This is a genomic window from Bradyrhizobium diazoefficiens (assembly GCF_016616885.1).
In the GTDB taxonomy this organism is placed as follows: domain Bacteria; phylum Pseudomonadota; class Alphaproteobacteria; order Rhizobiales; family Xanthobacteraceae; genus Bradyrhizobium; species Bradyrhizobium diazoefficiens_F.
In genome coordinates this window covers 5,194,945-5,219,146 of the sequence record NZ_CP067102.1, presented here as the reverse complement: position 1 = coordinate 5,219,146, position 24,202 = coordinate 5,194,945, and the positions used below count along the sequence as shown (strand labels likewise).

Annotated in this window: 21 protein-coding genes; 9 read left to right on the top strand and 12 right to left on the bottom strand. The window is 63.8% G+C overall.

Going from position 1 to position 24,202, the window contains the following annotated elements; genetic code table 11:
* The first annotated feature begins 9 nt into the window (after window positions 1-9).
* The 4 genes from JJC00_RS24560 (at window position 10) to JJC00_RS24545 (ending at window position 5,387) form a co-directional block, all read left to right on the top strand.
* Complete coding sequence (locus JJC00_RS24560) at window positions 10-1,098, top strand: TRAP transporter substrate-binding protein (protein ID WP_200468476.1); 1,089 nt, start codon at window positions 10-12, stop codon at window positions 1,096-1,098.
* 282 nt (window positions 1,099-1,380) lie between these two features.
* Window positions 1,381-2,055: a response regulator transcription factor gene (locus JJC00_RS24555; protein WP_200468475.1), complete on the top strand. Its 675-nt coding sequence runs from the start codon at window positions 1,381-1,383 to the stop codon at window positions 2,053-2,055.
* Window position 2,056: 1 nt separating this feature from the next.
* Complete coding sequence (locus JJC00_RS24550; RefSeq protein ID WP_200468474.1) at window positions 2,057-3,406, top strand: sensor histidine kinase; 1,350 nt, start codon at window positions 2,057-2,059, stop codon at window positions 3,404-3,406.
* Between the two features lie 316 nt (window positions 3,407-3,722).
* Window positions 3,723-5,387 (top strand): tannase/feruloyl esterase family alpha/beta hydrolase, encoded by a 1,665-nt coding sequence (locus JJC00_RS24545; protein ID WP_200468473.1) that lies wholly within the window; start codon window positions 3,723-3,725, stop codon window positions 5,385-5,387.
* A gap of 90 nt (window positions 5,388-5,477) precedes the next feature.
* Here the strand turns inward: JJC00_RS24545 and JJC00_RS24540 are convergent, their stop codons facing one another.
* The 6 genes from JJC00_RS24540 to JJC00_RS24515 all read right to left on the bottom strand — a co-directional run bounded on the left by JJC00_RS24540 (window position 5,478) and on the right by JJC00_RS24515 (window position 11,784).
* Window positions 5,478-6,767, bottom strand: a complete 1,290-nt coding sequence (locus JJC00_RS24540; RefSeq protein WP_200468472.1) for a M20/M25/M40 family metallo-hydrolase — start codon at window positions 6,765-6,767, stop codon at window positions 5,478-5,480.
* 109 nt (window positions 6,768-6,876) lie between these two features.
* Window positions 6,877-8,532, bottom strand: a complete 1,656-nt coding sequence (locus JJC00_RS24535; RefSeq protein ID WP_200468471.1) for a TRAP transporter large permease — start codon at window positions 8,530-8,532, stop codon at window positions 6,877-6,879.
* Window positions 8,533-8,560: 28 nt separating this feature from the next.
* Complete coding sequence (locus tag JJC00_RS24530; protein WP_200468470.1) at window positions 8,561-9,142, bottom strand: TRAP transporter small permease subunit; 582 nt, start codon at window positions 9,140-9,142, stop codon at window positions 8,561-8,563.
* A gap of 173 nt (window positions 9,143-9,315) precedes the next feature.
* Window positions 9,316-10,350, bottom strand: coding sequence for a GTP 3',8-cyclase MoaA (gene moaA, locus JJC00_RS24525; protein WP_200468469.1), 1,035 nt, complete (start codon window positions 10,348-10,350; stop codon window positions 9,316-9,318).
* 120 nt (window positions 10,351-10,470) lie between these two features.
* Window positions 10,471-10,941: a hypothetical protein gene (locus tag JJC00_RS24520; protein WP_200474220.1), complete on the bottom strand. Its 471-nt coding sequence runs from the start codon at window positions 10,939-10,941 to the stop codon at window positions 10,471-10,473.
* Window positions 10,942-11,094: 153 nt separating this feature from the next.
* A complete protein-coding gene (locus tag JJC00_RS24515; protein ID WP_200468468.1) occupies window positions 11,095-11,784 on the bottom strand; it encodes an HAD-IA family hydrolase in 690 nt (229 codons plus the stop codon).
* Window positions 11,785-11,951: 167 nt separating this feature from the next.
* Between JJC00_RS24515 and rpiA the strand changes: the two genes are divergently transcribed.
* The 3 genes from rpiA to gor all read left to right on the top strand — a co-directional run bounded on the left by rpiA (window position 11,952) and on the right by gor (window position 14,651).
* Window positions 11,952-12,671: a ribose-5-phosphate isomerase RpiA gene (gene rpiA, locus JJC00_RS24510; RefSeq protein WP_200468467.1), complete on the top strand. Its 720-nt coding sequence runs from the start codon at window positions 11,952-11,954 to the stop codon at window positions 12,669-12,671.
* On the top strand, window positions 12,668-13,183 hold the full coding sequence (locus tag JJC00_RS24505; RefSeq protein ID WP_200468466.1) for a DUF2059 domain-containing protein: 516 nt from the start codon (window positions 12,668-12,670) through the stop codon (window positions 13,181-13,183). Before rpiA ends, JJC00_RS24505 begins: the two co-directional genes overlap by 4 nt.
* 79 nt (window positions 13,184-13,262) lie before the next feature.
* Window positions 13,263-14,651 (top strand): glutathione-disulfide reductase, encoded by a 1,389-nt coding sequence (gor, locus tag JJC00_RS24500; RefSeq protein WP_200468465.1) that lies wholly within the window; start codon window positions 13,263-13,265, stop codon window positions 14,649-14,651.
* Between the two features lie 9 nt (window positions 14,652-14,660).
* On the opposite strand, the gene JJC00_RS24495 is transcribed toward gor, so the two are convergent.
* Window positions 14,661-15,800: a hypothetical protein gene (locus JJC00_RS24495; RefSeq protein ID WP_200468464.1), complete on the bottom strand. Its 1,140-nt coding sequence runs from the start codon at window positions 15,798-15,800 to the stop codon at window positions 14,661-14,663.
* Between the two features lie 354 nt (window positions 15,801-16,154).
* Between JJC00_RS24495 and JJC00_RS39000 the strand changes: the two genes are divergently transcribed.
* A complete protein-coding gene (locus JJC00_RS39000; protein ID WP_246773896.1) occupies window positions 16,155-16,694 on the top strand; it encodes a hypothetical protein in 540 nt (179 codons plus the stop codon).
* Between the two features lie 30 nt (window positions 16,695-16,724).
* On the opposite strand, the gene JJC00_RS24485 is transcribed toward JJC00_RS39000, so the two are convergent.
* Entirely contained in the window at window positions 16,725-17,954 is a 1,230-nt protein-coding gene (locus tag JJC00_RS24485) for a carboxylate-amine ligase (protein ID WP_200468463.1), read from the bottom strand.
* Window positions 17,955-18,203: 249 nt separating this feature from the next.
* On the opposite strand from JJC00_RS24485, the gene nhaA reads away from it, so the two are divergent.
* A complete protein-coding gene (gene nhaA, locus JJC00_RS24480) occupies window positions 18,204-19,439 on the top strand; it encodes a Na+/H+ antiporter NhaA (RefSeq protein ID WP_200468462.1) in 1,236 nt (411 codons plus the stop codon).
* Here nhaA and JJC00_RS24475 read toward each other — a convergent pair.
* The 4 genes from JJC00_RS24475 to JJC00_RS24460 all read right to left on the bottom strand — a co-directional run bounded on the left by JJC00_RS24475 (window position 19,436) and on the right by JJC00_RS24460 (window position 24,029).
* Entirely contained in the window at window positions 19,436-20,065 is a 630-nt protein-coding gene (locus JJC00_RS24475) for an FMN-binding negative transcriptional regulator (protein ID WP_200468461.1), read from the bottom strand. The genes nhaA and JJC00_RS24475 overlap by 4 nt on opposite strands.
* A 74-nt stretch (window positions 20,066-20,139) precedes the next feature.
* Window positions 20,140-21,612, bottom strand: a complete 1,473-nt coding sequence (locus tag JJC00_RS24470) for a PLP-dependent aminotransferase family protein (protein ID WP_433996457.1) — start codon at window positions 21,610-21,612, stop codon at window positions 20,140-20,142.
* Window positions 21,613-21,655: 43 nt separating this feature from the next.
* Window positions 21,656-22,252 (bottom strand): redoxin domain-containing protein, encoded by a 597-nt coding sequence (locus JJC00_RS24465; protein ID WP_200468459.1) that lies wholly within the window; start codon window positions 22,250-22,252, stop codon window positions 21,656-21,658.
* 16 nt (window positions 22,253-22,268) lie between these two features.
* Window positions 22,269-24,029: an MOSC and FAD-binding oxidoreductase domain-containing protein gene (locus JJC00_RS24460; RefSeq protein WP_200468458.1), complete on the bottom strand. Its 1,761-nt coding sequence runs from the start codon at window positions 24,027-24,029 to the stop codon at window positions 22,269-22,271.
* Between the last annotated feature and the right edge of the window lie 173 nt (window positions 24,030-24,202).

The window sequence follows — 24,202 nt, the reverse complement described above, 5'->3', positions numbered from 1 at the left end:
TAGGAAACCATGAAGAGACGAGACTTCATCAAGGTCACAGGGCTTGGTGCGGCCGGTGCCGCCACGCTTGCGGCTCCCGCGATTGCGCAGTCGATGCCGGAAATCAAATGGCGCATGCCCACGAGCTGGCCGAAATCGCTCGACACGCTCTATGGCGGCGCCGAGATGATGGCCAAGGCCGTCGCCGAGGCGACCGACAACAAATTCCAGATCCAGACATTTGCCGGCGGCGAAATCGTCCCCGGACTGCAAGTGCTCGACGCCGTGCAGAACGGCACCTGCGAGATCGGCCACACCGCTTCGTACTATTACTTCGGCAAGGATCCGACCTTCACCTTCGGCTCGTCGGTGCCGTTCGGGCCCAACATGCGCATCAACCAGGCCTGGTACATGCTGGGCGGGGGCCGGGAGGTCCTCAACGAGTTCTACAAGAGCTACAACGTCACCTCGCTGCTCGCCGGCAATACCGGCTGTCAGATGGGCGGCTGGTTTCGCAAGGAGATCAAAACGGTCAATGACCTCAAGGGACTGAAGTTCCGCATCGGCGGCTTCGCCGGGCGTGTGCTGCAGAAGCTCGGTGCGGTCCCGCAGCAGATCGCCGGCGGCGACATCTATCCCGCGCTGGAGAAAGGCACGATCGACGGCGCGGAGTGGGTCGGACCGTATGACGACGAGAAGCTCGGCTTCTACAAAGTTGCGCCGCACTATTACTATCCGGGATGGTGGGAAGGCGGCCCAATATTGATTGCGTTCGTCAATCTCGATAAGTGGAACGCCCTGCCGAAATACTATCAGAGCGTGCTCGAGCAGGCCGGCCACCTGGCCAACAACTGGATGATGGCGAAATATGATCAGGCCAATCCGCAGGCGCTGCGCCGGCTGCTCGCAGGCGGCACAAAGCTGCACGCCTTCCCGCAAGAGGTCATGGAGGCCTCCTTCAAGGCCGCCAAGGAGCTGCACAACGAGATTGCCACCACCAATCCGAGCTTCAAGAAAGTCTATGAATCGCTGACCAACTTCTCGAACAACGATTATTCGTGGTTCCAGGTTGCCGAGCTCAGCTACGACAGCTTCATGGCGCGTCACGCGCAGAGCTGAGCTGCATCAGCGTTGCGAAAGCCTCGGAGCCAAGGCTCCGGGGCTAATCGTTCGCGCCGCTGTCCTTATGCAGGAATGCGGCAATGCCCTTGGCGCGCCCCCAACAACATTCGCGGCGTTGTGAAGACACGCCCTGATTGCCTTGCGCGAGCCTGACGGAACGGAGCGACCGGTCCACCTGCCGGGGTGCTTTTTTCGCTGGCCGAGGCGCCCGGAATGGTGGAAGAGAGCGATGATGCGGCGCAAGCCGCGATTGTACCGGACCCATCCGGCGGACATGCGATGCGCCTTCTGATCGTCGAGGACAATGTCGAACTCTCGCGGCTGGTTGCCAGCGGGCTGGCGGCGGCCGGCTATGAGAGCGATATTGTCGGCAGCACCGAGGAGGCGCGCCAAGCGGTGCACAATGTCAGCTATGCCGCGATGATCCTCGACCTCGGCCTGCCCGACGGCGACGGCCTGTCGGTGCTGCGCGATCTGCGGCGGCAGATGGAACCGCTGCCGGTGCTGGTGCTGACCGCGCGCGGCGGCGTGCAGGACCGCGTCAACGGCCTACGCAGTGGCGCCGACGACTATCTGGCCAAGCCGTTCGCGATGGAGGAGCTGGTGGCGCGGCTGGAGGCGATCCTGCGCCGTCCGGGCCAGTTGCTCGGGCGCTCGCTGCGGCTTGCCAATCTCGTCTACGACACCGAAAGCCGCCAGATCTTCATCGACGACCAGCCGCGGATCATCTCGTCGCGCGAGACCTCGGTGCTGGAGATCCTGCTGCGCCGGCAGGGGCGGGTGGTGCCGAAGAAGAACGTCGAAGACCACATCTTCGGGCTCGAGGGCGAGGTCGCCTCCAACGCGGTCGAGGTGTATGTCTCCCGGCTGCGCAAACAACTTGCCGAGCATGGCGCCAAGGTCGTGATCCACACCATCCGCGGCGTCGGCTACATGATGGCCGAGGAGAAATAGCGTGGCCGCCGCCGGGTTGTTCGCCAGGCCGACGTTCAAATCGCTGATCTCGCGCATCGTGTTCCTGCATATCGTCGCGGTCGCGGTGGTCGCGATCTTCCTGCCGCTGGTGCTGTTCTGGCTCTTGAACTCCGAGATCGACCAACTGCATCGCGCTGCGATGCGCGCCCAGGCCGAAACGCTGGCCGAGCGCATCGCCGTCCAGCCCGACGGCAAGGTGACGTTCAATCTGCCCGACAGTCTTCGCGGTCTCTATTCGGAAGCCTATGGCCGCTACCAGTACGACATCCGCGATGCCAACGGCCGCCTGCTGTTCTCGTCGCACAAGAAGACCGGTGACGTCGAATCAGAGTCGATTTCCGGCGCCGACGTGACCCAGACGATAGGCGACACCGCCGTGCGCATTCAGGTGGCGGAGGATCTGTCGCATCGCGACGTCATCACCGACGACATCGTGTCCAACTTCTTCCGCCGGGTCGGGTGGATCACCATCCCTATTCTTCTGATCCTGCTCGCGATCGATATCATCATCTTCCGCCGCGCGATCGCTCCGCTCTGGATGGCTTCGGAGGAGGCCAGCAATATCGGTCCGGCGCGTACCGACATCCGTCTGCCGACCGCGCAGATTCCGCGCGAGATCATGCCGCTCGTGACCGCCGTCAACCATGCGCTTGATCGCCTCGAGGACGGCTTTCGCGTGCAACGCCAGTTCACGGCCGACGCTGCGCATCAACTGCGCACGCCGCTCGCGATCCTGCGCACGCGGATCGAGACGCTCGGCGACCGCGGGGCAAGGCAGGCGCTGCATGACGACATCGAGGGCATGAGCCGGATCGTCGCCCAGCTGCTGGAGATCGCCGAGCTCGACACGCTGGTGCTCGATCCCGGTGAGACCGCCGACTTGCGCGCCGTCTGCGCCGAGGTCGTGGGCGCAATCGCGCCGTTCGCGATCGCGCAGCACAAGGACATCGCGCTCCGGGGCGCCGATGCGCCGGTGATGATCCACGGCAATTCCGAGATGCTCCAACGCGCGGTCTTCAACCTCGCCGAAAACGCCATCAAGTTCACCGCGAAGGAAACCTCTGTCGACGTCGAGGTCGGCGACGATGGTTCGGTGCGCGTGCGCGATTGCGGTCCGGGCGTCACGGAAGCCGAACGCGAGCTGATCTTCCAGCGCTTCTGGCGCAGGGATCGCCAGCGCAGCGACGGCGCCGGCCTGGGCCTTTCGATCGTGCGCGGCGTCGCCGACGATCACGCTGCAACGGTCGCGGTGGACAATCTCCCCGGCGGCGGCGCCGAGTTCACGCTGCGGTTCAGGCTGGCGGATAAGAGCGCCGCTGCACCCGCCTAGAGCGGATCGCATCATCCGACGCACTCGCGTGCGAACGGGCCAGCTCTTCCAGCAAGCGGAAGTCGGGAAGGCGACGGACTCGCCGCTCCGCAGCACCATGCCAAGTATTTTGAGAGAAGTGCGATGAGACCGTGCGCTCGCCTCTTCCAGACGTCATGATGTCGTGCCATTCTAAATTGTGCGCCTGCTTGGTGCAACTGGAATGAAAACATTTTGGGGAAGACAGATCATGCATCGTCTATGTCTCATCGGTGCGGCCGCAGGTGTTCTTGTCGCGGCTGCTTGCACGCCCGCCATGGCGACGCAGTGCACAAGCTTGCAAACGCTCGCTCTTGAACAGACGACCATCACGTCGGCGACCGATGTCATTTCCGGCGTTTTCGCCATTCCAGGCACCAATCCGGCGCAGTACCTCACGGGATTGCCGACGTTTTGTCGCGTCACGGCGACGATTGCGCCCACGACCGACTCGTCGATCAAGATCGAGGTCTGGCTGCCGGAAAGCACATGGGGCGGACGATTTCTCGGCCTCGGAAGTGGCGGGTTCGGCGGCTTCATCGACTACGGCGGTCTCGCCTTGCGCCTCAAAGCCGGATATGCGGTCGCCAACACCGGTCTCGGCACCGGGGTCTCGGGGTGCACCGACTACTTCTGCGGTTCCAACGGCAATCAGGGCAACACGCTCGCAATTGCGTTGCGGGAGCCGGCCAATCCGACCGCTGGTCTCTATGGGCACCCGGAACGGATCACGGATTTCGGCCATCGGGCGATTCACCTGATGACGGTGCAGGGCAAGGCGATCACCGCGGCGTTTTATCAACGGAACGCCGACAAGAGCTATTTCTTCGGTTGCTCGACCGGCGGTCAGAACGCGTTGATGGAGGCGCAGCGCTATCCTGACGACTACGACGGCATCATGGCCGGCGCAGCGCCCTTCAATCGCTCACGCTCGTATGCAGGAACGCCTCACGGGTGGCAGGTCGCGCATGCAACTCCCGGAAGGCTCATGCAGGCCGGCCAGATGTCATTGATCAACAAGGCAGTGCTGGCGCATTGCGCCGGCCGGGATGGCGGCGTCAAGACCGACCAATTCCTGTCGGATCCGCGCGACTGCCATTTCGATCCAAAGGTTCTGCAATGTACGGGCGGTAACCTCCCGCCGGCGTGCCTGACCGCTGAGCAGGTCACGAGGATGCAGAGTTACTACGCAGGCGTCATCGACCCCGTGAACGGCGATGTGGTCTCTCCCGCGTATTCGCGCGGCACCGAGATTGAAGACGTCAACGCTCTCGGCATCATGGGAAAGCAGCTGCTTCCGGAGCCGCTCTCTGACGGCCCCTTGTATTGGGTGTTCGGTCCAAGCTTCGGCCAGCCGGGGAGCGCCATCAACTATACGAACTTCGACATTCACCGCGATCTCAAAGCCGTGGACGACCAGCTCGCAGAGCCTATGAATGCCAACAGCACCGATCTCAGTGCGTTCCGCGCACATGGCGGCAAGCTGATCATGTACCACGGTTGGGCCGACCAGGGTGTTCCGTCGCAAGTCAGCATCAACTATTTCAATGCGCTCGTGGAGCACGACAGGCACGATTTCGAGCATCCGCGGCATGGTGTCGAGGAGGTGCGGTTCGATGAGAGGGGCGGCAGGCGATCCGCGCTGGAGAGGACCCAGAGCTATGCCCGGCTTTACATGGTCCCCGGCATGCATCACTGCGGCGGCGGACCCGGTCCCAACTCCTTCGCTCTCCTTCCATCGCTCGTGAACTGGGTCGAGCACGGCACAGTGCCGGATGCGGTCATCGCGACCAAATATGTCAACGACACTCCGCCCAACGTGCAGATGACGCGGCCGCTTTGCGTATTCCCCAAGATCGCGAAGTACAATGGAAGCGGCAGCGCCAACGATGCGGCGAGCTTTACTTGCGTCCCCGACGAGCACGACTTCAACCAGAAGCCGGCCCCGCAGTACGGGCCGTGACGACTTGGCCCGTGTTCGGCGAGGGGACGATCCGAACGTCGGCGAGTTCGATTGACTTCTTCCACAAGGTGAGAAGGAAGAAAGTGTCGACTATTTCAGCTTTCCGGTCGACAAATCCATGATCATGCGCGTGGTCAGGTAGAGACGCGGCACGATGGTGTCGAGCTTCACATATTCGGCATCGTTGGAATGCGCGCCGAAGCCCGACAGGCCCATGCCTTCGACCACGGCGCCTCTGGTCTTGAGCGCGGCAAAGGCGGCGTCGGTGCCGCCGCCGGTCGCCTTCTCGTCGACCTTGAGCGGCATCCCGAGCTCCTGATAGATCGTCTTGCCGTAGGCCGCCACTTGGCGCGAGGCGTCGTTGGCCTCCAGCGGCGGGCGGCGCACCTCGAATTTCAGCGCCACCTTGGAATCCGGCAGCAGGCGGTTCTTGATCTTGTCCTGCAGCGCCTTCTCCAGCTCGTCGAAATCCGACACCTTGAGCGCGCGCGCATCGGCCTGGGCCGATGCCTCGGCCGGGATCACGTTGCGGTTGGTACCGGCCTTGGACACTGTCCAGTTCAGCTTCAGGCCCTGTTCGGGCTTTGACAGGTCCTTCATCTGCAGCACCTGGTGCGACAGCTCGTAGAGCGCATTGATGCCGCCCTCGGGCCGCGCGCCGGCATGCGAGGACTTGCCGGTCACCGTCAGATAGGCCGAGCCGATGCCGCTGGTAGCGAGCCGCAGCGTGCCGTCGGTGCCGCCGCCCTCGAACGAAAACACCACGTCCTGGTCGGCGGCGAATTTGGTGATGGTGCTGCGCCAGCCGGGCGAGGAGATCTCCTCGTCGCCATTGGTGAGCACCGTGAGCGTACCATAGTCCTTGAAGTTCAGCTTCTGCAGCATCGCCACAGTGTGGAGAATGAGCGCGACGCCCTGCTTGTCGTCGGCAATGCCGAGGCCGTAGGCCTTGTCGCCGTCGATGCGGAACGGCTGATCCTTCAGCATGCCCTTCAGGTACACCGTATCCATATGGGCGATCAGCATGATCTTCTTGCTGCCGGTGCCCTTGAACACGGCGTGCACGGCCGGGCCGATCGTCTCGGGCGTATCGTCGAGGCGATAGATGTCGGTGGGTTGCAGGATCTCCACCGTGCCGCCGAGCTGCCTGAGCTGGTCGGCGACGCGGCCTGCGATCACGTTCAGGCCCTCGACGTCCTTGCTGCCGGATTCGATGCTGACCAGATCGCGCAGCGTGTCGAGCAGCGGCTGCTGCTCCTTTTGCGCCAGCGCTTGAATGTCAGCCGCCGGCTCGGCACGCGCTACGGTCGCGGCACAAACCAGCCAGAGCGAGGCGAGCAACGGACGAGCGAGCGATGGAGCGGTGCGCGATCGGGGCATAAGCGGCGGTCCATGGGTTGAAGGATGGCCCGGTATGCCCGCGTTTCCGGCGCGTGTCACGCGCGTCATGCTCCGCCTGGGCGGAGCATGACGGCGAGAGCCATGGCCGCTACTTCTGCGGCGGACCGAAATCGAGCGGCGGCAGGTCGATCTGCGGCACCTCGATCTTGATGGTGTTGGGATCGATGTTCGACTGCACCCCCTTGTAGTGCATCACCATCGACGGGAATGTGATGACCAGCAGGACCATGATGATCTGAATGACCACGAACGGGACCGCGCCCCAATAGATCTGCCCCGTCGTGACCGGCTCCATGCGCTTGCCGGTGACGCGGTCGAGATAGGACTCCTTCGGAGCAACCGAGCGCAGATAGAACAATGCGAAGCCGAACGGCGGATGCATGAACGAGGTCTGCATGTTGACGCCGAGGATGACGCCGAACCAGATCAGGTCGATGCCGAGATGCTCTGCCGCAGGTCCGAGCAGCGGGATCACGATGAAGGCGAGCTCGAAGAAGTCGAGGAAGAACGCCAGCACGAACACGAAGGCGTTGACGAAGATCAGGAAGCCGACCTGACCGCCGGGCAGCGAGGTCAGGAGATGCTCCACCCAGACATGGCCATTGACGCCGTAGAAGGTCAGCGAGAACACGCGCGCGCCGACCAGGATGAAGACGACGAAAGCGGACAGCTTCGCGGTGGATTCCACGGCTTGGCGAATCAAGTCCCACGACAGCCGCCGCTTCATGGCGCCGAGAATGAGAGCGCCGGTCGCGCCCATAGCGCCGCCTTCGGTCGGCGTCGCGATGCCGATGAAGATCGTTCCAAGCACGAGGAAGATCAGAAACAGCGGTGGCACCATCACAAAGGTGGTCTGCTGCGCCATCTTCGAGAGGAAGTGGAGGCCGAGGAATCGGGCGGTGAGCCAGTTCACCACGGCGACGAAGAAGGCGAACAGGATACCGAAGAACATGCTGAGCACGACGAAATCGGCTCCATGCGTCTCCGACCCCCGCATCATGAGCCAGCCGAAGACGCAGCTCGCCAGAAACAACACGCCCAGTGACCGCAGGCCCCGGTCGCCACTCTCCTCGCGGAACCCGATCGCTTCCTTGGGCAGGCCCGGAGCGGCTTTCGGGAAGATCAGGGTGACGAGGAACGCGTAGCCTGCATAGAGCCCGGCGAGGACCAGGCCCGGAATGAACGCGCCTTCGTACATGTCGCCGACTGACTTGCCGAGCTGGTCGGCCATCACGATCAGAACGAGCGAAGGCGGAATGATCTGCGCAAGCGTACCGGACGCGGCGATGATGCCGGTGGCCATACGCCGGTCGTAGCCGTAGCGCAGCATGATCGGCAGCGAGATCAGGCCCATCGAGATCACGGACGCGGCGACCACGCCGGTCGTCGCCGCTAGCAGCGCACCCACGAACACCACCGCGTAGGCGAGGCCGCCGCGGATGGTGCCGAACAACTGGCCGATGGTGTCAAGCAGGTCCTCGGCCATGCCGGATCGCTCCAGCACCAGGCCCATGAAGGTGAAGAACGGAATCGCGAGCAGCGTGTCGTTGTTCATCACGCCGTAGACGCGCTCTGGCAGCGCTTGCAGGAAGTCCGGGCGGAATTCGCCGAGCTGGATTCCGATCACTGCGAAGATGAGGCCGACGGCGCCGAGTGAAAACGCTGCGGGATAGCCCAGCAGCAGCACGACGACCAGCGACGCAAACATGATCGGCGCCATATTGGCGATAAGAAACGCGGTCATAGATTCCCCCGAAAAACGCCGCTGGCGGTCACTTCTTTTCGATCGCTTGGACGAGGTGCTCGACCTCGGCCTCGATCGCCTTCACCTGCGACTCGTGAGCATCGGGGATCAGCCCGCGCATCACCGCGATCCGCTTGATCAATTCGGAAACGGCTTGAACCAGCAAGAAGGCGAAGCCGATCATGATCAGCGATTTTGCCGGCCATTGCGGCAGCCCGCCGGCATTGCCGGATTGTTCGTTGAGCTGGAACGAGCGCTGGAAGAACGGTATACCAGTAATGATCATTACGACCGTCAGCGGCAGCAGGAAAAACGCGTGGCCGATGACATCGACGATGTTGCGCACCTTTTTCGGCATCATGCTGTTGAAGATGTCGATCCGGATGTGCTCGTTGTCGAGCAGAGTCCATGCCGAGCCGAGCAGGAAGACGATGCTGAAAAGCACCCACTGCAGCTCAAGCCAGGAATTGGATGAGGTATCGAACGTCTTGCGGACGATCGCGTTGAGGGCCGAGATGATCACGGCGACCAGGATCAGCCAAGCCACACGCTTGCCCGTCCAACGTGTGAACGCGTCGATCCCACGGCTCAATTTCAGGAGCGCTTGCAACGATAGGTCCTCCCCAGATTCTTGCCAGGCCGTCTTGAATCTGCGCCGACTGGGCGCGTCGGCTTGTCCCGCCGCGAAGGCCTAAGGCAGCCGCACAAAACCAGCGGCGGTGCCGCCAGTCAATCGGAAGTTTGTTGATAGTTAAAGGGAATAATGCCGCGGGCGGCGGATCCTCAGCCGCCGGTCACGCTCATATGCCTGCTGACGCTGGGGCGGTCGTGGCGGCGGTCGATGATGAAATCGTGGCCCTTGGGCTTCAGCCCGATGGCGCGGTCGATCGCAGCTGCAAGCAGCATGTCATCAGCAGATGCACGCAGAGGTTTGCGCAAATCGGAGGCATCCTCGTGGCCGAGGCAGGTGTGCAGCGTGCCCGTGCAGGTGATGCGCACGCGGTTGCAGGATTCGCAGAAATTATGGGTCATCGGCGTGATGAAGCCGAGCTTGCCGCCGGTCTCGACGACGCTGACATAGCGCGCCGGCCCGCCGGTGGTTTCAGCCAGATCCGTCAGCGTGAATTGCTGCGCGAGCCGCGCGCGCACCAGTGACAGCGGCAGATATTGGTCGATGCGGCCCGAACCGATCTCGCCCATCGGCATCACCTCGATCAGGGTCAGCCCCATGCCCTTGCCATGGGCCCAGCGCATCAGATCGGGCAGCTCGTCCTCGTTGAGGTTCTTCAGCGCCACCGCGTTGATCTTCACCGCGAGCCCTGCAGCGCGCGCCGCCTCGATGCCTTCCAGCACCTTGTCGATCTCGCCCCAGCGCGTGGTCTCGCGAAACTTCCTGGGATCGAGCGTGTCGAGTGAGACGTTGATGCGGCGGACGCCGCAATCGGCAAGCTCCTTTGCATGTTTTGCGAGTTGCGTGCCGTTTGTGGTCAGCGTCAGCTCGCCCAGCGCGCCGCTTGTCAGATGACGCGAGAGCGAGCGCACCAGCGACATCACATTGCGCCGGACCAGCGGCTCGCCGCCGGTGAGCCGCAGCTTCTTGACGCCCTTGGCGATGAAGGCGGAACAGAGCCGGTCGAGTTCCTCGAGCGTGAGCAGGTCAGCCTTGGGCAGGAACGTCATGTCTTCCGACATGCAATAGAAGCAGCGCAGGTCGCAGCGATCGGTGACGGAGACGCGCAAGTACGAGATGGTCCGCCCGAACGGATCGGTCATCGCGCTCGACAGCGCGGCGCTCGGGCTCGCAGAAGGTCCGTTCATACCAAATGCCTTGTCACTTACGGCGGCGGGCGCACCTTTGCTTCAGCGGTGCCGTCGGCACAATCTAAGCATCGGACGCGGCTAGGACAATCGGGTGGTATACGCAGATTGACGCCGGGATCAGCGCTTGCCTGCGTTCGGATCGGGGAACGGCGTACTGGCTGCGGGCGCTGCAGCATCGGCGGGCGCGACTGCGGCGGGTTTTGGCTTCTTCGGCCGGTGCGGCTTATTCTTCACCGGCTTGGGCGGCACCGCCGGCTGAAGCTCCGCGAACGCCGGGTTCGGATCGGTGGTCACCGAGGCGGGCGTAGTGAAATCGCCGGGATTCTTGATCACGTTTACCGGTACGCTGGTCGGCTGGTACTTATTGAGGACGTAGTCGACCGTGAACGGCGCCTCCGGCGCGGGAACCGAGACAGAGCAGGGGGTCTTGCAGCCCGGACCGAGCGAGGTCTTGGCGTCGGCCCCCGGGGGGTTGGATTCGAGCCGGACCTGGACGGTCGGCGGCGCCGATTTGAACATGTCCCAAGACATCGAGGAGCAGCCACCAAGGCTCGCTCCCGCTAACGCAATCGCGATGACACGACGCATGACCATCCATTTCTACTGCGACGAACCGCCACATAACCCCGCGCGGACCTTAGGGGCGTCGTTTTCCGCAGGCAACCGGCGGGCTGCGCATAGTTAATAGATGGTTAACGCGGAGTTCCCGGATATTGAGTAGGGATTTCAGCGCCTTAAGGCCTAAACCGTCATCAGGCTGTGGGCGGCGGCCGGCAGGTCGCGCATGTGATGGATCAGCCGGTCCGGCTTCAGATCGGCGATCGGCACGTCCGTGTAGCCGAAACTGACCCCGATCACAGGCACCCCGGCGCGGCGGGCCACGCCGACGTCGGTTCCGGCGTCGCCGACCATGATGCTGGCTTTGACCGCGCCGCCGGCCCGCGCCACGGTCTCGCGGAAAATAGTCGGATCAGGCTTCTGGACCCCAAACGTGTCCGCGCCGCAGATCGCTGCGAATCGCCGGCTCAGGCCGAGCTGGTCCAAGAGCCGCTTCGACAGCCATTCCAGCTTGTTGGTGCAGACCGCGAGACGATGGCCCTGCGCCGCAAACAGGTCGAGCGCGTCCAGCAGCCCTTCGAAGGGCTGCGATTCGACCGCGATATGGTCGGCGTAATAGCCGATGAAATCCGCCGTCATCCGGTCCATGTCGGCGGGCGTGACCGTACGGCCCTCGGCCTCCAGGCCCCGCTCGATCAGCTTGCGGGCGCCGGCCCCGATCATGTTGCGGGCCGAGGCCATCGGCACCGGCGGCAGGCCTTCGCGGTCGAGCACGTAATTCAGCGCGGTGATCAGGTCGGGCGCCGTATCCACAAGCGTGCCGTCGAGATCGAAGACGAGTGTGTAGGGGCAGGTCTTGTCGGGGGAGGTCATGGTCCAAGCGCTACCGGCCCGGCCGGGCCAGTGCAAGGGGCGGCGCTATAAGATCGGCTTATAGGCCTGCTCCCAGACCCTGTTCTCCGGGGAAAAACGAGGCTACATAGGCCCGCCGCAACCGACGATACCGGCGGCACCCCAGACTTTGAGAGGCGGACGCAAACGTGAATATGGACCAGTTGAAGCGGCAGGCTGCGGCGCGCGCGCTGGAAGAGGTGCGTGACGGCATGCAGCTCGGCCTCGGTACCGGCTCGACCGCAAAACACTTCGTCGAGCTGCTGGGCGAACGCGTCGCCGCCGGCCTCAAGGTGATCGGCGTGCCGACCTCCGAGGCGACGCGGGCCGACGCGGAGCGCTGCGGCGTGCCGCTGACGACGCTCGATGAGATCGACCATCTCGACATGACCGTCGACGGCGCCGACGAGATCGACCCCGAGTTCAATTTGATCAAGGGCGGCGGCGGTGCGCTGCTGCGCGAGAAGATCGTCGCCGCCGCCTCCGATCGCATGATCGTGATTGCCGACGACACCAAATGGGTGCCGACGCTCGGCCGTTTTCCGCTGCCGATCGAGGTCATCCCGTTCGGGCTTGGCGCGACGCGCCGCGCGATCGAGAAGGCATTTGCGGCGTGCGGCGTTTCCGGGCAAATGGCGGTCCGCAAGGCCAAGGATGGCCACGCTTTCGTCACCGACGGCGGCCACTGGATCGTCGATGCCCAGCTCGGACGTATTGTGGATCCGCCCCACCTCGCCAACGCGTTGAGCGCGATCCCCGGCGTGGTCGAGCATGGGTTGTTTATCGGCTTGGCCAGCTCGGCTGTTTTGGCCGGTGGCGAGGGAATTCGCGTGATTGAACGGCGTCAGCCGAAAGGAGACCAGAAATGAAGAGTGTTTTGAAGATCGTGCCCGCTGCGTGCCTCGCCTTTACGCTGGCACTGGGGGCAGTGCCTGCGACCGCGCAGCAACAGGGAGCGGCCCCCTCTCCGGCGGCGATTGCAGCGGCGAAGGAGATTTTGACGCTGAAGAACGCCAGCGCGATGTATGCCAACGCCGTGCCCGGCATGGTGGAGAAGGTCAAAGGCACGCTGATTGGCCAGAACCTCAACTACCAGAAGGATCTCAACGAGCTCGCCCCGATCGTCGCCAAGCAGCTTGCCGGTCGCGAGCAGGAGATCGGCGATGGCATGGTGGGGGTCTATGCCGGCGAGTTCACCGAGCAGGAGCTGAAGGATCTCGTCGCGTTCTACAAGTCGCCGCTCGGCCAGAAGCTGATCACCAACGAGCCCAAGGCCATCAGCCTCAGCATGCAGGTCATGAACGCATGGGCCCAGAACTTCTCCGAGGTCGTCATGGCTGCCTTCCGTGCCGAGATGCGCAAGCGTGGCAAGGAAATGTGACGGTACCTATCTGACAGGATAGCTGATCAGGAAGCCCCAAGGCGCGTTGCGGCTTGGTTTGAAGAGGTCGGAGTGGACAATGGCTGAATTCGACGTCGACCTCTTTGTCATCGGTGGCGGTTCGGGCGGCGTGCGTGCCGCCCGCATCGCAGCCGGCCACGGCGCCCGCGTGATGATCGCGGAAGAGTACCGCATGGGCGGCACCTGCGTGATCCGCGGCTGCGTGCCGAAGAAGCTGTTCGTGATCGGCTCGCATGTCCGTCATGAGCTCGAGGACGCCGCCGGCTTCGGCTGGACCGTTCCGCCCGCGACCTTCGACTGGCCGACGCTGATCGCCAACAAGGACAAGGAGATCGCGCGGCTGGAGGCGGCCTACACGACCAATGTCGAGAAATCGGGCGCGCGGATCGTCAAGAGCCGCGCGGTGATCGAGGACAAGCACACCGTCCGCCTGCTCGTGGACGACAAGAAGATCACCGCGAAATACATCCTCATCGCTACCGGCGGCGCACCCAATCACGGCGCCTCGATTCCCGGCATCGAGCACGTGATCTCGTCCAACGAGGCGTTTCATCTGAAGAAGTTGCCGAAGCGGATCGTGATCCAGGGCGGCGGCTACATTGCGCTGGAATTCGCCGGGATCTTCGCCGGCTTCGGCTCCGACGTCACCGTGATCTATCGCGGCGACAACATTCTTCGCGGTTTTGACGAGGATGTTCGCGCACATGTGCGCAGCGAGATGGAGAAGCAGGGCATCACCATTCTCACCGGCTGCACCGTGAACAAGGTCGATCGCCATGGCGAGGAATTCACCACCCATCTGTCGAACGGATCGAGCCTCGCCTCCGACCAGGTGATGTTCGCGATCGGCCGTCATCCGGCGGTGGCCAATCTCGGCCTGGAGAAGGCCAGCGTCGCCATCAACCCGAAGAACGGCGGCATCGCGGTCGACCATTTCTCGAAGAGCTCGGTGGACAGCATCTACGCGATCGGCGACGTCACCCATCGTCACAATCTGACGCCGGTCGCCATCCGCGAGGGGCATGCCTTCGCCGACACCGTGTTCGGCAAGCGCGAGGTGCAGGTCGATCACTCGTACATCCCGACCGCGGTATTCTCGCAGCCGGAAATCGGCACCGTCGGTCTGACCGAAACCGAAGCGCGCGCACAGTTCAGCCACGTCGATATCTACAAGACGACGTTCCGGCCGATCAAGGCGACGATGTCAGGCCGTGACACCCGCGTGCTGATGAAGCTCGTCGTCGACGGTTCGACCGACCGCGTGCTCGGCTGCCACATCGTCGGCGATTGCGCTGCCGAGACCACTCAGGTGGTCGCGATTGCCGTGAAGATGAAGGCGACCAAGGCCGATTTCGACGCGACCATCGCGCTGCATCCGACCGCGGCCGAAGAGCTGGTGACGATGCGCACGCCGACCGCTCGCCACGTGCGCCAGGCGGCGGAGTAGGGCGGGCTCTTACGCGTAGAGATATCCGACCGGCTTGCCTTCGGTGCGCAGCGGACGGATATCCTTCTGCGTGATGATCTGTCCGGCCAATCCGTCGATCTCGTCGCGCTGTGTCGGCGTCCAGCTGCGAAGGTCGTTCATGCCTTTCAGCAGGCCAAGCCGAAGCACCTGGGTGTTTTCGCCAACGCCCACGAGGCTGATCGAGTCCTTGCCCGCCGTCACGACATCGCCGGCGGCGAGTTCAAAGGTCTCGCCCGCCTTCTTCTTGAATTCGGCGGTGCCGCGAATGACGCGATAGATCACGACCTCGCCTTTGGCAAAGCAGCTGGCGTCCGCGGCGATCGACGTGCTCTTCGGCAGCAGCGACTGGCCGCGCGGATCGGTTGCGATGATGTGGCCGGTGACGAGCTGGCCGCTCGGCACCTCGATGCCGATATCGCGCACGTAAACCGGCAGCGCCGATTTGATCGTGCTGTTGCTGAGCGGCTTGAACAGCGCATCCAGCGCCAGCGGATCCTGAAGCCAGAAGCCGGCATTGGCCGGACGATCGTGCAAGGAATGGCTCCAGGCCACGCGCGGCGTCTCGGCTTCGTTGATCTGGTCCGGGCCGACGATGGTCGGATTCGGAAAGGTGGTGGGATCGGTGATGAAGGCTTCGAGGAATTTGCCGGAATAGCCCATCGAGATCGGATCCGGCAGCACCGTCTGCGGCGTCTTCAAATTCGCTTCGGTCGACAGACCCGACCAGGTGTAGAACAGCTGGCGATGCACGATCGCGCTTTGCAGCATCACTGCGCCCGGGCCGACATTGTAGAAGCGGCCGTCATAGTCGAAGGTGAAGGCCCCCGAGGTGACCAGCACGAGCTGAAAGCCGCCCGGCGGCAGATGCAGATGGAAGTCGGTGGGGCCAGTGTCGGGGCGATAGATCGGCAGATTGGTCGCGACTTCGTGGAGCAGGAAGGTTTCGTTGTTGGCGTGAAAGCCCTCGTTGGCGCGGTTGTAGAGCGCCTGCGGACGATAGGTCGCTTCGAACTTCGCATTCCGGTCGCGATCGATCGCCACAAAGTCCCGGGTGTTGAGGCGAAGCGGCGCGCCGTTCGGATGGGTGAGGCCGGTCGTCTTGAGATCGCCCACAGCATGCACGTTCATGACGTTCTCCGCTCTGCGCCATTGCCAGCTTGCAACGTCGTTGCGAATTTTGGGCCAGTTGGTTTGCGGATCGGCAAACCGGCCCGGCGCCATGACGCGGCGAGCCCGGTCAGGAAAGAATCCGGTGGTTGCACGGGAGGTTAGATCGCCCGCCTGGTTCGACCGTCCGGCGCGGTGCTAGCGACTCGCGCTTCCGGGCGTGCGGCTCGACTTGTCTAATTTGTCAGCAAGCCTCGCCAGCGCGCGTGCAGTTGCGCCTTCTTGCGGATCGGCGGCGACGTCGCAATTCGCAAGGCGGCGATTGACAATATGTTCATGTTTTGTTCTTATGCTGCGACCGAGATGGAGGCAGCCATGGACAACCGCATCAACGACATCCGCAGAACGATCAGGGCGCTCCGCGTCAGCATGCGCGAGGCCGAAGCGATCATGCATGAGCAGATCAATCGCGATGAGGACTGCAGCTTCGTGGCGCAGGAAGTCATCAAGATGCGCTCGGTTATGAGCAAGCTGGTGAAGGAGCGAACCGCGCTCGGCGACAACGAGCCGATCATCGTCAACAGCTTCTTCATTCCGCGGCGCCGGCCGACGCGAAAGCCGGTCGCTGCGCCGGCCCGACTGTCGAGTCCGTATTCCGCCCACGCCTGGTGGCAAGGGTCTGACGCGGAGGGTGGCTCAATCAAAGGAGCGAGGCGCGGCCCGATCCGGCTTACCGGCCGGGCTGTCCGCCCACTTCGCCATCTCCATGGTCCGCGCGTCGACGCCCTCGCACCAGAAGCAGCTTGGCGTTGTCTTGCCCTTCCCGGACAGGATCGGGACCAGGCTGTGGCCGCAACCGGCGCACCAGGTGATGTCAGTCATTCGTTCCCCCACGGCGTAGCAAGTTCGGAATAGACGTTTTCGTTGGCGAAGCTTGCGCGGGCGCTATGACGGCACTTGCGTGCGCCGTCCGGCATCCATGCGCGTCTCGGCTATGGTCGCGGCCGCGATCCATCGCGATGCGGCCACAATGTCGTCTCCGCTCTCGCGATAGGCGCGCAGCTGGAATTCGGCCGAGCTTCCGCGCGCCACGATGGTACGGCAGTGCTCGATCTCGGCGCTGCATTCCAGTGTGGCGGCATCCTCGGTGATATCGTCGATGATTCGCGACAGCAGCTCCGAGATCGTCACCGGTCCGTCTTTTGAGGCAAAGATGCAGTCGGTGCCGTAGCGCTGGGCGCGCCATTTGTTCTCGACCGCAATCGCGCGTTCGACTGCGGTGACCTCCTTCGACAGATGCGGCCTCAGATAGAGGTGTCGCGTCAGGCAGCGGTACAGCGAGGCGATGGCAATGGCGTCGTCGACGAAGGTGCAGGTGTCAGGCGCGCGAAGCTCCAGCGTTGGGTGCTTGATCGATGGCCGCATCGCCCACCAGATGTGGCTCTCATCGGGGATCACGCCGGAGCGCTGCAACGCGCCGACGTAATCGTCGTAATCGCGCTTGCTCTCGAACAGCTCGGGCAGGCCGGTACGCGGCAGCTCGGAATAGGCCGCGAGCCGGTAGCCCTTCAGTCCCGTCTTGTGCGAATTCCAGAACGGCGAGGATGCCGACAGCGCGATGAACAGCGGCAGATGCGGCAGCATCGCCCGCATCACCGCCATCCGCTTCTCAGGATCAGGGAGTTGAACATGCACATGCATGCCGCACATCATGTTGCGGTGGCCGATGCTGCGCAGGTCCTCGATCATCTCCTCGTAGCGCGGTTTCGGGCTCGGCTGCGACATCCGCCAGACGGCGGTCGGGTGCGTGCCGCAGGCCATGATGACGAAGCCATACTGTGCGGCGACATTGGCGACCTCGCGACGAAGGAACCTCAGCTCCTCCCGCGCGTCATTGACATCGACGTGAACGTTGGTCGCGACCTCGAGCTGGGATTGCAGCATCTCGCGCATAGCCTGGCCGCCGGTCGACCAGTTCGCCGATTCGAACAACTCGTTGGGCGTCTGGATCGCAACCTCGAGGGTCCGGCGATCGGCGAGGAAATATTCCTCCTCGATGCCGAGGGAATATTCGGCCGCCTTGCCGGGTCCGCCGGCAGAGCGAATCACGAGATGCTGCTTGTCGCCGGAAGCATCCAGTCGCAGCAGTTTCAAAACGTCCGTCGCAAATGCCATGAGCCACCCCGGCAGTGGTACTACCTGCGGGCGATAATCCTTCTGACCGGGACGGGTTCCGCGTCGGACGCAGTGGAAATCGCGAGCTCGAACGGAACAATGTTGACGCGGTCTGAGGCGCGCGCGATCAGGGCGTGGTTCAGGGGTTGCCTTAATCCCAGCGCACTGTAGAACAGCGCCGGGTGCTCGCTGCATTGGGCAGCGACAGGTCAAGCGATGGTCGGGCCGCCACGCAGGATGCGTGCGCCCATGAATGAGCAGCTGCCCGGCAGACACCAGCCCCAATCCCCGCTTTCAGTCGAACGCGCACTCACAGCGCTCCAGCATTTCCTGCATGTCGAGGCCGTCAGCGGCGTCGTGCTGTGTGTGGCTGCGGTTGCCGCATTGCTCTGGGTCAACTCGCCCTTTGCCCATTCATATCACGACGTCTGGAACCTGCCGATTACGCTTCGCCTTGGCGATTTCATCTTCGTCAGATCCCTGCATTTCTGGATCAACGACGCGTTGATGACGGTCTTCTTCCTGGTCGTCGGCATGGAGATCCGCCGCGAAATCCATGAGGGCGCACTCAGCAGGTTCGACCAGGCCATTCTGCCGGTGCTGGCGGCTGTCGGTGGTGTCGTCGTCCCAGCGCTGATCTATCTCAGCTTCAACAATGTCACGGGCCGCAGCCAGGGCTGGGCGATACCAACCGCGACAGATATCGCTTTTGCGGTCGGCGTGCTCGCACTGCTCGGGCGGTCAATCCCTGCCAATATCAGGGTCTTCCTGCTCGCCTTGGCCATTATCGACGACATCATCGCAGTTCTCATCATCGCGCTGCTCTACAGCGGCGGGATCGATCTCAACGGCTTTATCGTCGCATCGCTTGGTGTTCTCATGGCGCTGGGATTTCAATGGCTCGGCGTCGGCTCCGCGTTCGCCTATGTGCTGCCGGCCTTTATCGTCTGGGCGGGTTTCCTGATGGCCGGCGTGCATCCGACGCTAGCGGGTGTCGTGCTCGGCTTGATCACGCCGGTCCGCTCGGCAAAGCCCGAACTGTTGCCGCCTGTCATCCGCGTGGAGGCGGCACTGCATCCCTGGGTCGCCTACGCGATCATGCCGCTGTTCGCGCTGGCCAATGCCGGCGTCGACCTCAGGACTACCGAATTCACCGGCGGCGTCCAATTCGTGACGCTCGGTATCGGGCTTGCGCTCTGCGCGGGAAAACCGATCGGCGTCATCGGTGCGACCTGGCTTGCGGTGCGCGCCGGTGGATGCCGGCTCGCGCCGGGCGTGTCATGGGGCGGCGTCTGCCTCATCGGGCTTTTGGCCGGCATCGGCTTCACCATGTCGATCTTCATCGCCATGCTCGCCTTTCCCGACGACAGATTGCTCGACGCCGCCAAATTCGGCGTACTGCTCGGCTCGTTGATCTCGGTGACGCTCGGTCTCGGATGGGGCGCGGAATACGCCCACCGGCTGCGCAAGGAGATCGGAGACTAGACTGGAAGCGGGATCAAGGGTGCGACCTCGCGATCGCCATGATCCTCGCTCGCGGCGAGACCTCGCGCGACGCCGATGCGATCGGCGTCGGGCCGGTTCTGGCTCATCTTGCGCTTGCCTTCGAACCGCACCACGGGGATACGCACGCCGACGATCCCGCGCAACTGCGCGGCGATGAAATCGGCAGGAGAATCACTGACCGCCCACGGCTTTGCACGCGCGCCTTCGTGCTTTTTGGTCAGCCGCATCACCGCTTCGAGCAGGCGCTCCGGCTCCTGGAAGAATTCCACCGGCCCATAGACATGCACGGCGACGTAATTCCAGGTCGGCACGACCTTTCCGGTCTCCTGCTTGGTCGCGTACCAGGACGGCGTCACATAGACGTCGGGACCACTGAAGATCGCGAGCGCATCGCCGATCGGCGGCAGCTTCCATTGCGAGTTGGCCTTCGCCATATGTCCATACAGCACACCATGCTCGCCTTCGCTCTCGTCGAGGAAGAGCGGCAAGGGCGTGGCGACCGGACCCTCAGTGGTGGCCGTGACGAGGCTTGCGAGGCGGGCGGCGCGGATGGTCGCGCGGATGCTCTCGATGTCGTCGTCTCTAAAGGCGGGCGGAATGTACATGAGGTGTCTCCGTTCTGATGATGGAGATAGCCCCAATCTGGACTGTAAGTAACGGCCAGTTTTATACGGTTTTATCAGTCCAGTTCGGCAACCGCCTGCGCCAGCAGCTTGCAGCCCCGCTCGATTTGCGCCACCTCCAGCGCCGAATAACCCATGACGAGGCCGATCGTCTTCCGCGCACCGCGCGGGTCGACAAACAGGGCGGAGACGGGATAGATGCCGACGCCCTTGGCGCGGGCGGCCTTGATCAACGCGGCCTCATGCTTCTGCGGCAGACCGTCGAACCAGGCCACCACATGCAGGCCCGCGGCGGCGCCCTCGATCCTGATACGATCGCCGAAGCGGCGGCGAAGGGCGTCGAGCAGCGCCTGCTGGCGCTCGGCGTTGCGCCGGCGCACGCGCCTGACATGGCTGTCATAGGCGCCGCTCTCCAGCATCGCGGCCAGCGCCTCCTGTTCGATCAGCGGCGTGTGCCGGTCCATGATCTGCTTGGCGGCGGCGAACAGGGATCGCAACGCCTGCGGCACCACGAGACAGCCGATCCGCAAGGTTGGCGAGAGCGTCTTGGAGACGGTGCCGAGATAGATCACGTTGTCGCCGCCCTCCAGCGCATGCAGTGGCGGAATCGGCTTTGTATCGTAGCGATACTCGCTGTCGTAATCGTCCTCGATCACGTAAGCGTCGTTCTGTCTGGCCCAGGCCAGCAATTGGTGCCGGCGTCCAATCGGCATGACGCCGCCCAGCGGATATTGATGCGACGGCGTCACATAGGCGAGGCGGGCTGCGATGCCGTCGAGCCGCCCGGTCTGAAGGCCTTCCGCATCGACCGTAACAGGCACCGCGACGGCGCCCGTCGCCGCGAGGGTGTGCCGCGCCATCTGGTAGCCGGGATCCTCCATCACGAAGCGGTCGCCGGCATCGAGCAGCAGGCGCGCGCAGATGTCGAGGCCCTGCTGCGAGCCGTTGACGACGATGATCTGGTCGACCTCGCAGCGCACGCTGCGCGATCGCCACAGATAGCCCTGAAGCGCGGTCCGCAGCCGCAGCGCACCGCAAGGGTCATCATAAGCGAGCCGCTCGGGCTTGCGCGCCATCGCGGCGGTCACGGCCTTCTTCCAGGCGAGCACCGGGAAGTCCGACGGCGAAAGCTCGCCATAGCGAAAATTCGCGACGAGCCCGCGCGGCGGCGCGGTCCAGTGCGGCGGGTCCTGGCGCAGCCGCTCGCCGAATGCCGACAACCGCGCCTTGCGAGTCGATGGCCGGGAGGTCGCGCGCGTGCGTCCGCGCTCCACCACAGAGCGCGCGACGCGCGGCCGGGCGCCATGGCGCGTCTCGATGAAGCCTTCGGCGGCGAGTTGCTCATAGGCGACGGTGACCGTCGAGCGCGCCACGCCCATCTCGTCGGCCAGTGCGCGCGATGACGGCAACAGGCCGTCAGTGCCGTAGACCAGCGACATGATCTGATCGCGCAGCGCCTCGTAGATCTGGCGTCCGCCCATGCGGCCGGCGCGGTGGCCGGGATCGGTTCTCTTCTGCATCATCCACATTCCAGGCCGGCGTTGGTCGAGACCGACGAGTCGGAATGTGTTTCTAATCCTGTTCGCCGAGCGTTTCGACGTAAGCTTTGCCGTAGGGATAAAAATGCTCCTTGCGGCCCTGGTCCCATTGCGCCCTGAAGCCGGGCGCCGTGATGTCCCAATCCGGACGGCACGTCATGCTGACGGCTCTGAGATCCTGGCGAAGCTCTTCGACGGTCGGGCGTCCGAAAAACCAGTAACCATTGTAGATCTTGTGAATGCGCAAGCCGGGCTCAAGCACGATGACATGCGGAATCATCGGGTTGTGGATCGGATCGGTGTATTCGGCGATGTCGAGATCCTTTTGAACGATCCGCCTGGGATCGGACAGGAAAGGCCAATGCGCGCCCGCACCGCTGCGATATTCGTTGGTCTCGGTGATGGTGTCGGTGGTGATCGTGACCAGCCGGCAATAGCCCACCTCCATCTCGCGATGGAGCTGCACCAGCCCCTCGGCCTGGCGGCGATCTTTTGGACAGAATCCGCCGCGGCCGAGGACGACGATCATCGGATCGATGCCCTGCAGCGCGGAGAGCTTGCGGTGCTTGCCGGTGTGGTCGCTGAGCTCGTAATCCGGGAAGGTGGCTCCCGGCACCATGTCAGTTCGCATAGGACTCTCCCATGTTCTAGAGATCGATCACGACATCGCCCTGCGGCCGTGAGCAGCAGATCAGGACATTTCCATCCGCCGGTGCATCGAGTGGATCGGGCTGATAGCTGACATCGCCCGCAACGAGCCCGCTCTCGCAGTTGTGGCATACCCCCGTCCGGCACGACCAGCGCACGGGGACGTCGCAGGCCTCGGCCAGTTCGAGCAGGCTAGCGTATGATGGTCCCCAGCAGACATTGAGGCCACTGCGGGCGAAGGACACCATCGGCCCCGGGCCGGGTGCGCCGGCAGGCGCATGCGCGGGCACTTTCGGTGAAGCCGCGATGCCGGGCGTCAGGGATGGCCCGGCGCCGAACAATTCGGTGTGGATGCGATCAGGCGCGACGCCCCATGCGCGGAGGCCGGTCGTGAGGTCGCTCATGAAGGCGGCCGGTCCGCAGAGATAGAAGTCGCCATCTTGCGGCACGTTGAGTTGGCGGAGCAGGGGCAGATCCAGATGTCCGGCGCTGTCGAAATCGACCTCCAGGCGATCGCCAGGATCGGGCGTGCTGTAGCAGACATGGCTGTGATGGCGAGCGAGCCGCGGCAGAAGCTCGCGCACCTCGGCGGCAAAGGCATGTTCGCGGCCGTTGCGCGTGCCGTGCAGCCACCAGACATCGCGTGGCGATCCTTCCGCAGCGAGCGCGTGGAGCATCGCGAGAACCGGCGTCACGCCGATGCCGGCACTCAGCAGGACGATGGGCCGTGTGCCCTGCTGCAGCGTGAAACTGCCGCGGGGCGCACCGAGCTGCACGACATCGCCGGGTTTGAGCGCGTCGGCGATGTAAGTGCTGGCGATGCCGTGCGCCTCACGTTTGATGCTGAGGCGATAGGACGCCGCATCGGAGTGGCGCGACAGCGAATAGCTGCGGGTCATCGCAGGCGCAGTAGTAGCTCCGAGCCGCACGATGACGAACTGGCCGGGCAGGGCGACCGCTCCGGGATGTCCGTCTGCGGGGTCGAGGATCAACGATGTCACGCTATTGGTTTCGGCGATCTTGCGCGAGACGCGAAACGGCCGGAATCCGCGCCAGGCCGGAGGCGGGCTTGCGGCCGGGCCGAGCCCGGCATTTCCTGCTGTCGCACTTTCCGTGCTGCGCTGGTCGAGTAGCGCGGCGAAGGAATGATGCCAGCCACGGCTCAGCGCCGGAATCCGCAGCGCGCGTTCGAGGCGCTCGCGCGGATGAGGGGGCAGGTACAGCAGCGCGTTGACCTCGAACACGCTCATGCTTTCAGGCCCGCGCGCGACCTGAATGATCTCATCGCCGGCCTCGACGTCGCCTTCCTCAATGACCCGAAAATAGAAACCGGGCCGGCCGTGCTTGACCAGCAGCGCGGCCATGTCCGGCTCCTCCATGCGAATGCCGAGCCGGTAGCAGGTGACGCGCGGTTGCGTCACTTCGAACAGGGCAGAGCCGATCCTGTAACGATCGCCGATGCAGACCTCGGTGTCGGCGAGGGCCTCGACGGTGAAGTTCTCGCCGAATTGGCCGTGGACCAGATGCGACCGGCTCAGCTGCTCCTGCCAGTAGCGGTAGGAATCGTCCTGATACACGAACACGGCACGGTGCTCGCCGCCGTGACCCGCGGTATCGCCCTGGCCGTCGCCGTCGATGTTGAGCCGCCGCACCTTGCGCGGGCCCTCGACGGGTGCCTTCCAGATGCCGGTATGAACGGTCCTGCCTTGCCAGGCGATGTCGCGCGGCAGGCCGACATTAACGGACAGCAAGCGTGCCATCGTGTTTTCCCAACTATGATGGCGACCCAGTATAGCGATCACCTCGATGCTAATCTGCATCCAAATCGGAGTGTTAGCCCGTTAGCCGTTGTTAGACGTTGCGAGTGGAGCCTTGCTGCCCGAGGCTTGCGGTATCAGATGAAGGCGGCGGGAACGTTCTCATTTGAAATCGG

Bases quoted from the DNA above. Each gene is read 5' to 3' on its own strand.
- JJC00_RS24560 (WP_200468476.1), top strand. From the start codon at position 10: ATGAAGAGACGAGACTTCATCAAGGTCACAGGGCTTGGTGCGGCCGGT.
- JJC00_RS24555 (WP_200468475.1), top strand. From the start codon at position 1,381: ATGCGCCTTCTGATCGTCGAGGACAATGTCGAACTCTCGCGGCTGGTT.
- JJC00_RS24540 (WP_200468472.1), bottom strand. From the start codon at position 6,767: ATGCCCCGATCGCGCACCGCTCCATCGCTCGCTCGTCCGTTGCTCGCC.
- JJC00_RS24535 (WP_200468471.1), bottom strand. From the start codon at position 8,532: ATGACCGCGTTTCTTATCGCCAATATGGCGCCGATCATGTTTGCGTCG.
- moaA (WP_200468469.1), bottom strand. From the start codon at position 10,350: ATGAACGGACCTTCTGCGAGCCCGAGCGCCGCGCTGTCGAGCGCGATG.
- JJC00_RS24520 (WP_200474220.1), bottom strand. From the start codon at position 10,941: ATGCGTCGTGTCATCGCGATTGCGTTAGCGGGAGCGAGCCTTGGTGGC.
- JJC00_RS24515 (WP_200468468.1), bottom strand. From the start codon at position 11,784: ATGACCTCCCCCGACAAGACCTGCCCCTACACACTCGTCTTCGATCTC.
- JJC00_RS24505 (WP_200468466.1), top strand. From the start codon at position 12,668: ATGAAGAGTGTTTTGAAGATCGTGCCCGCTGCGTGCCTCGCCTTTACG.
- gor (WP_200468465.1), top strand. From the start codon at position 13,263: ATGGCTGAATTCGACGTCGACCTCTTTGTCATCGGTGGCGGTTCGGGC.
- JJC00_RS24495 (WP_200468464.1), bottom strand. From the start codon at position 15,800: ATGAACGTGCATGCTGTGGGCGATCTCAAGACGACCGGCCTCACCCAT.
- JJC00_RS39000 (WP_246773896.1), top strand. From the start codon at position 16,155: ATGGACAACCGCATCAACGACATCCGCAGAACGATCAGGGCGCTCCGC.
- JJC00_RS24485 (WP_200468463.1), bottom strand. From the start codon at position 17,954: ATGGCATTTGCGACGGACGTTTTGAAACTGCTGCGACTGGATGCTTCC.
- nhaA (WP_200468462.1), top strand. From the start codon at position 18,204: ATGAATGAGCAGCTGCCCGGCAGACACCAGCCCCAATCCCCGCTTTCA.
- JJC00_RS24475 (WP_200468461.1), bottom strand. From the start codon at position 20,065: ATGTACATTCCGCCCGCCTTTAGAGACGACGACATCGAGAGCATCCGC.
- JJC00_RS24470 (WP_433996457.1), bottom strand. From the start codon at position 21,612: ATGTGGATGATGCAGAAGAGAACCGATCCCGGCCACCGCGCCGGCCGC.
- JJC00_RS24465 (WP_200468459.1), bottom strand. From the start codon at position 22,252: ATGCGAACTGACATGGTGCCGGGAGCCACCTTCCCGGATTACGAGCTC.
- JJC00_RS24460 (WP_200468458.1), bottom strand. From the start codon at position 24,029: ATGGCACGCTTGCTGTCCGTTAATGTCGGCCTGCCGCGCGACATCGCC.